The sequence below is a fragment of the Mycobacterium sp. 1245852.3 genome, assembly GCF_001669335.1.
Taxonomy (GTDB): domain Bacteria; phylum Actinomycetota; class Actinomycetes; order Mycobacteriales; family Mycobacteriaceae; genus Mycobacterium; species Mycobacterium europaeum_A.
In genome coordinates this window covers 1-5,320 of record NZ_LZLL01000268.1, presented here as the reverse complement: position 1 = coordinate 5,320, position 5,320 = coordinate 1, and the positions used below count along the sequence as shown (strand labels likewise).

The following is a 5,320-nucleotide window of genomic DNA, read 5'->3' as shown; positions in this document are numbered from 1 at the left end:
GGTCATCGACCGCATCCTGATCGGCGCGTGCGCCGCCATTTACCTGGTGCTGCTGGGCGTCAGCGTGGCGGCCGCCGTCGCCCTGGCGGATCTGGGCAGGGGCTTTCACAAGGCGGCCAGCAGCCCGCACACCACCTGGGTGCTGTACGCGGTCATCATCGTCTCGGCCCTGATCATCGCGGGCGCCATCCCGATCCTGTTGCGGGCCCGCCGGATATCGCAGTCCGAGCCGGCCGCTCAGGCGATGACCGCGCCGGCACGCGGGCCGTCACGACCTGCGGTGCAGCTGGGGACCGGCGCCCTGCGCACCAAACCCGAGCGAGCCGCCACGGTGCAAACGGCGCCGGTATCGGGCGCCGAGTGGTCGGGCGAGGCGGTCGACCGAGTGTGGTTGCGCGGCACCGTGATACTGACCGGCACCATGGGCACGGCGCTGATCGCGGTCGCGGCGGCGACCTACCTGATGGCGGTCGGACACGACGGCGCGTCCTGGCTCGGCTACGGGCTCGCCGGCGTCATCACCGCCGCGATGCCGGTGGTCGAGTGGCTGCACATCCGCCAGCTGCGCGGCGTCGTCGCCGACCAGTAGCCGCCGACCGCAACGGGGTTGGCAGGCGGGGGAGGATGTGCCGGACCCGTCGCGTCAGCGCACTCGACACGCAAACCGTTGCGACGACACGCCGTGCGTCGCCGCAATGGTTTACGTCTCGCGTTGTGGGCGCGCTCAACGCAACCGGGCAACGCAAGCAACGCGACCGGGTGCAGGATTTGCCCGGCTCCCGCGTCGGCCACGAAGAAGCCGATGAGGAGCCGGGCCGTCCGGGCTAGCTAGTGCTCGCCGTTGGTCGAGCCGTTGGTGGAACCGTTCGTCGAGCCGTTGAGGCCGTCCTGGTGCTCGCGCAGCGCGGTCAGGGCGCGTTGCTCGGAGCCGTGCGCCGCCTCCCGCAGCGCCGCGTCCTCGGACGCCGGGTCGGCGAACAGGAAGCTGCCACTACCGGGGGATCCGCCCGAGCCCAGCTTGTTCATCTTCTTGGGCAGGGGCGCACCCTGGTACGCCAGCGGCAGCGGGTGGCCGTGGTCGTCGACCGGGCCCAGCGGCTGGTGCAGCTCGATGTAGGCGCCGTGCGGCAGCCGCTTGATGATGCCGGTCTCGATGCCGTGCTCGAGCACCGCGCGGTCGCTGCGCTGCAGTCCGATGCACCACCGATAGGTGATGAAGTAGACCACCGGCGGCACGATCACCATGCCGATGCGCCCGATCCACGTCGTCGCGTTCAGCGAGATGTCGAACTTGAACGCGATGATGTCGTTCATCGCGCACAGCGTCAGCAACATGTAGAACGCGATCGCCATGGCGCCGATCGACGTGCGCACCGGCACGTCGCGCGGGCGCTGCAGCAGGTTGTGGTGCGCATAGTCACCGCTGAACCGCTTCTCCAGGAACGGGTAGACGATCAGCAGACCGAACACCCCACCCATGATCAGCGCCACCCAGACCACCGCCGGGATGGTGTGGTGCCAGAAGTAGAACTCCCACGGCGGCCAGATGCGGGCCAGGCCTTCGGTCCACATCATGTAGAAGTCCGGCTGCGAACCGGCCGAGACGTGAGATGGCTTGTAGGGGCCCAGGTTCCAGATCGGGTTGATCTGCAGCAGACCACCGAGCAGGCCCAGCACGCCGACGATCGCGGCGAAGAACGCGCCGGACTTGACCGCGAACACCGGCATCACGCGCACGCCGACCACGTTGTGCTCGGTGCGGCCGGGGCCGGGGAACTGGGTGTGCTTCTGGAACCACACCATGGCCAGGTGCAGCCCGATCAGGGCCAGGATGATCCCGGGCAGCAGCAGGATGTGCAGGGCGTACATCCGCGGGATGATGTAACCCGCTGTGGCGCATTCGTTTCCGACGCCACCGCAGGGGAAGTCACCGCCGAACAGGGCCCAGTGCAGCCAGGTGCCGATCACCGGCATGCCCAACGTGATCGAGGACAGCGCGGCGCGCAACCCGATGCCGGACAACAGGTCGTCGGGCAGCGAGTAGCCGAAGTAGCCCTCGAACATGGCCAGGATCAGCAGCAGCGAACCGATGACCCAGTTGGCCTCACGTGGCCGCCGGAAGGCGCCGGTGAAGAAGATGCGGGCCAGGTGCACCATGATCGACGCGGAGAAGATCAGCGCGGCCCAGTGGTGGACCTGACGCACGAACAATCCGCCGCGCACCTCGAAGGAGATGTCGAGGGTCGACGCGAAGGCCTTCGACATGTCCACGCCGCGCAGCGGCTGATAGGCGCCGTTGTAGGTGATCTCGGCCATGGACGGATCGAAGAACAGCGTCAGGTAGACGCCGGTGAGCAGTAGCACGATGAAGCTGTACATCGCGATCTCGCCCAGCAGGAACGACCAGTGCGTGGGGAAGACCTTGTTGAGCTGTCTGCGCACCGCGGCCGACGGGTGATAACGCGTGTCGATGTCCTCGCCCTGACGGGCCAGGACATCGCCGATCTTCGGGGGACTCAGTTTCGGACTCATGTTGTCGTCCTCTCCCAGAATGCCGGTCCGACGGGCTCGACGAAGTCACCGTTGGCGACCAGATACCCGTTGGTGTCGATGGTGATCGGCAGTTGCGCCAACGCACGCGCGGCCGGCCCGAAAATCGGCTTGGCGAAGTGCAGCGCGTCGAACTGCGACTGGTGGCACGGGCACAGGATCCGGTAGGACTGCTCCTCGTACAGCGATGCGGGGCAGCCCAGGTGCGAGCACACCTTGGTGTAGGCGAAGAACTCACCGAAGTTGAAGCTCTCCTGGCCCTGCCGTTTGACCACGCGGCCCATGTCGGTGGGCCGAATCCTGATGAGCATCACCGGGTTTCGCACACCCTGGTTGATGGCCCGCAGCTTCTCCTGCGATTCGGGGGTGGTGCCGTCCCCGTCGGACTCGCGCCACGGGAAGACGGTTTCCATGCCGCCGGCGTCGAGGTCTTCGGGGCGCATCTTGACGAACGGCGAGGTGGAGGCCGAGCCCGTCGCGCGCGCCAGATAGATGGTCTCGCCGTGATAGCGCGGGGTCCACCCCGAGGTCCACAGCACGGCCTTCTTGCCGTCGGCGGTCGGCACCACCGGCTTCCACGGGTTCTTGATCAGTCCGCCGGCAAACGCGACCAGGGTGGACAGGCCGAACGCGCCCAGCCCCATCCCCAGCGAAAGGCCGATCAGCTTGCGCCGCCCGACCGTCGATCCCTGATACGCGTCGGCCAGGTTCGCCACCACCGTCTTGCGGTCGACGTCGCGCGAGGCGCCGTCGTGGCGGTCCTGGATCGAAATCTCTTCCGGGATAAAGCGTTTCTGGTACAGGATGACGCCGACGCCGATCGACAGGATCGCCATCCCGAACGTCAGCCCGTAGAGCGGGGTGGCCAGGTCATAGAGGAAGCTGCCGGCCTCCTCCTTCGGCTTGTACTCCCACGGCCAGAACAAGAAGATCAGCAGCAGCGCCAGGCCGAAGAACCCGCCCAGCAAAAGCCAGACGGCGACGCCACGCTCGGCGCGCTTCTCGGCCTTGGTGCCCTCGATCGGCCAGCGGGGCTCCTTGAACACCGTCTCGACGCCATCCAGCTTGCCGCCCAGGGCCACCAGTTCCTGCTGCGACATGGCGGCCAGGGCCGCGTCATCGGGCTCGCGCTCGCCGGTGCCCTGCGGGCTCCCGCCGGTGTCAGAGCCGCGAACGTCCGCCTCACTCATTTGCGCCGCTCCTCCTCATCGCTTCGCTCTGCATCGTCTCGGCGCGGCTCATGCTCGTGCCCCAATCCACAGTGCCAGCCCGATGGCGGCGACCATCCCGATGATCCAGGCGGCCATGCCCTCGGGTGCGGGCCCGAATCCGCCGAGGCCGTAACCGCCCGGCTGGCGCTCCTCGGTCACCGCCTTGATGTAGCCGATGATGTCCTTCTTGGCCTCGAACGACAGCTGACGGTCGGAGAACTTCGGCATGTTCTGCGGACCGGTCCGCATGGCCGCCAGGATCTGCTGCTCATTGGCGGGCTCGAGGTCCGGCGCGTACTTACCCGACGACAGCGCCCCGCCCTTGCCGGTGAAGTTGTGGCACGACGAGCAGTTCAGCCGGAACAGGTCACCGCCGCGTCCCAGGTCCTGGCCGCGCAGCGAGCGCATCGCCAGGGTGCCGTCCGGGTTGCGCACCGTCGTCGGGCCGCCGCCGTTGGCCTGCACGTAGGCGCCCAGGGCGTCGACCTGCGCCTCGTCGAAGATCGGTTCCTTGCGCGGCGCCTGCGCCTCGCCGGTCATCGCGGGCATCCGGCCGGTGGACACCTGGAAGTAGACGGCTTCCTCGCCGACGCCGATCAGGCTCGGCCCCCGGTCGGGCACGCCCTGCAGGTTCGCGCCGTGGCAGGACACGCACGACGTGTCGAACAGCTGCTTGCCGGTGCGCAGCAGCGCCGAGTTCGACTCGTCCGCGACGGCCACCTGCGGCCGCGGCGTCAGGATGGCGGCCAGGCCACCGGCGATGGTCAGCGCGATCAGCAGCAGCAGGCCGCCGGACAGCCGGCGACGCAGCCGGCGCCGCGAACGGTCGCGCTGCGCCTGCGGCGCCTTGGCCGCACCGGATCGGGTCGATCCCAGTTTCTTCAACCGAGCACTCCTGTTCGTCCAGCGCCTGCTCATCGGATGAAATAGATCACGGCGAACAGCGCGATCCACACGATGTCGACGAAATGCCAGTAGTACGAGACGACGATGCTGGCCGTCGCCTGCGCCGGCGTGAACTTGCTCATCGCGGTGCGGGCCAGCAAGAAGATGAAGGCGATCAATCCGCCGGTGACGTGCAAACCGTGGAACCCGGTCGCCAGGTAGAACACGCTGCCGTAGGCGCTGCCGGGGATGGTGGTCCCGTGCGTCACCAGGTGGTAGTACTCGTAGCCCTGTCCGCAAACGAAGAACAGGCCCATCAGGAAGGTGAGCACGTACCAGCGGCGCAGCCCGAACACGTCGCCGCGCTCGGCCGCGAACACCCCCATCTGGCAGGTAAACGACGACGCGATCAGCACCAATGTCACGGGGACGGCCTGGTATAGGTTCAGCTCGGTCGGCGGCGGCGGCCACTTTCCGCCCGATTGGGCGCGAGCGGTGAAGTACATCGCGAAGAGGCCAGCAAAGAACATCAGCTCGCTGGAAAGCCAGACGATGGTGCCGACGCTGACCATGTTGGGTCGGTTCAGCGAATGCACCCGCGACGTAATTGCAGTACCCGAAGTCCCGGCAGCGCTGGTCACATACGCAAGTATGACGCTTTGTAGTTGTTGAAC

General features: G+C 67.5%; 5 protein-coding genes. 1 reads left to right on the top strand and 4 read right to left on the bottom strand.

The features are described from left to right. A partial coding sequence (locus A9W96_RS11630; RefSeq protein WP_067139926.1) for a DUF2561 family protein occupies positions 1-589 on the top strand: 589 nt, incomplete at its 5' end. A gap of 239 nt (positions 590-828) precedes the next feature. On the opposite strand, the gene A9W96_RS11625 is transcribed toward A9W96_RS11630, so the two are convergent. From A9W96_RS11625 to A9W96_RS11610, 4 genes are read right to left on the bottom strand one after another with little or no spacing between them, the layout of a single operon-like run. Next, positions 829-2,532, bottom strand: coding sequence for a cytochrome bc complex cytochrome b subunit (locus A9W96_RS11625; protein WP_066862633.1), 1,704 nt, complete (start codon positions 2,530-2,532; stop codon positions 829-831). Further along, positions 2,529-3,740, bottom strand: a complete 1,212-nt coding sequence (locus A9W96_RS11620; protein ID WP_066862630.1) for a ubiquinol-cytochrome c reductase iron-sulfur subunit — start codon at positions 3,738-3,740, stop codon at positions 2,529-2,531. Before A9W96_RS11620 ends, A9W96_RS11625 begins: the two co-directional genes overlap by 4 nt. Before the next feature lie 48 nt (positions 3,741-3,788). After that, complete coding sequence (locus tag A9W96_RS11615) at positions 3,789-4,646, bottom strand: cytochrome c (RefSeq protein ID WP_067139923.1); 858 nt, start codon at positions 4,644-4,646, stop codon at positions 3,789-3,791. 29 nt (positions 4,647-4,675) lie between these two features. Further along, complete coding sequence (locus A9W96_RS11610; RefSeq protein ID WP_066876644.1) at positions 4,676-5,287, bottom strand: heme-copper oxidase subunit III; 612 nt, start codon at positions 5,285-5,287, stop codon at positions 4,676-4,678. Positions 5,288-5,320 lie beyond the last annotated feature (33 nt).